Raw genomic sequence first — 1,352 nt, 5'->3', positions numbered from 1 at the left:
TTACACTGATTTTAAAGGTATTCATCACCTGGTTTACCCATCCGCTGTTCTGGCTCTTAAGCTCTGCTATCCGCGCATCAATGCTTGTTATATTATCGCATATTTTTTAGCCAATATCTCAATAAGTGCCTCTTTTTTGCTGTTTACACTTTCTTCAAGGGCCCTGAATTTAGTTTGGATCTCGGCAATCGCTTCTTTTCCGATCTTACGGAGGCTCAGCGACAGGCTATTTACATAAGTCTGTATGTCTTTCCTGCCTGCGGCAATCCTGGTTTTTGCGGCATTAAGTTGGGGTAATATGATGGGAGAGAATATACTAATAAAAAACCATACGAAAGGATTCGTGTGGCAGCGGGAGATTTTTGGGTTTGATGTCGGCAAACCGGTCTTTGACATGTTCCCAAAGCATGGAAGACCGTCTTTACGAACTGCCTGTTTTATCGTAACATTTAAGTATATAATCGAAAAAAAGCGAAGCTTCCAAATAGAAACTTCGCTTTTATCTCTATCGTAATTACAACAAATAAGGTTTTGCCTTTTTCTTTATTTGCTCAAGCCGATCTTGATGATAACTAAAATCTTTTTCAGGAAAAAGTATTGGTAAATTTTTCGTTATTATTTCCAATTCATTTATCAAATACTTCAATCTTGGATTGTCTAAGTCTTTGTCTTCAATTGGATTATTAATTAATATGCCATCCCTTAATAACATTTCTTGATTTTGGTTGATGATTTCATCTATATCCACATAAAAATACTGCCAGTAACTAACCGCACAACTATCTATCAAAGCTTGAACATAATCTTCTAGCGATATATTCATTTTAATACGTATACCTTCATCAAAAAAATAAATATCCAACGGCCATTTAGCATATTCTCGATAGAAACAACCCCTTCCTCGCTGGGACATATGCTTACGCATTTCACTGTCATTAAATGAATATAAATTTTCCACTAATTTTTGTGGATGATTAAGTGGATTTTCCTTAAGCCACTCATCTTGAATTCCACAGAGAGAATTATATATTAGAAAAGATGTTCCTCCATTGATGTTTTCTTTTACTTTAGGAATAAATTTATTATTCCATTTTATTGAAAGAGAAGTTAAACCTAATATTCTTATATCATCATCATTAAATTCAATACCAGCTTCATCAGAAATCTTTTTTTGATACTTCTGAAGAAATCTCTCTGTTAAATTAAATTCTTGCGGAAAAAGAGATTCTTCATGTAATTCTATTAAACCATTTGAACTTAATTCATTAAAAAAAGTTACTAATTTTTTAAATAAATTTTCCATATTTTAAAACTTAATTTTTTTACTTTTTGCCAAGATATCAATATTTTTA

2 protein-coding genes are annotated in these 1,352 nt (G+C 32.2%); both read right to left on the bottom strand.

The genetic code is table 11. From position 1 onward, the window contains the following. Positions 1-87: 87 nt before the first annotated feature. On the bottom strand, positions 88-396 hold the full coding sequence (locus CHA01nite_RS20325; RefSeq protein ID WP_146944813.1) for a hypothetical protein: 309 nt from the start codon (positions 394-396) through the stop codon (positions 88-90). Positions 397-514: 118 nt separating this feature from the next. Next, the gene (locus CHA01nite_RS20320; protein ID WP_146944811.1) at positions 515-1,303 is read right to left on the bottom strand and encodes a hypothetical protein; all 789 of its coding nucleotides are present in this window, start codon (positions 1,301-1,303) and stop codon (positions 515-517) included. Positions 1,304-1,352 lie beyond the last annotated feature (49 nt).

Origin of the sequence: Chryseobacterium hagamense (assembly GCF_007991455.1) — a bacterium.
GTDB classification, from domain to species: domain Bacteria; phylum Bacteroidota; class Bacteroidia; order Flavobacteriales; family Weeksellaceae; genus Chryseobacterium; species Chryseobacterium hagamense.
Note: the sequence above shows the minus strand (reverse complement) of the source record. Positions and strands in the feature narration are given on the sequence as shown.

Bases quoted from the DNA above. Each gene is read 5' to 3' on its own strand.
- CHA01nite_RS20325 (WP_146944813.1), bottom strand. From the start codon at position 396: ATGTCAAAGACCGGTTTGCCGACATCAAACCCAAAAATCTCCCGCTGC.
- CHA01nite_RS20320 (WP_146944811.1), bottom strand. From the start codon at position 1,303: ATGGAAAATTTATTTAAAAAATTAGTAACTTTTTTTAATGAATTAAGT.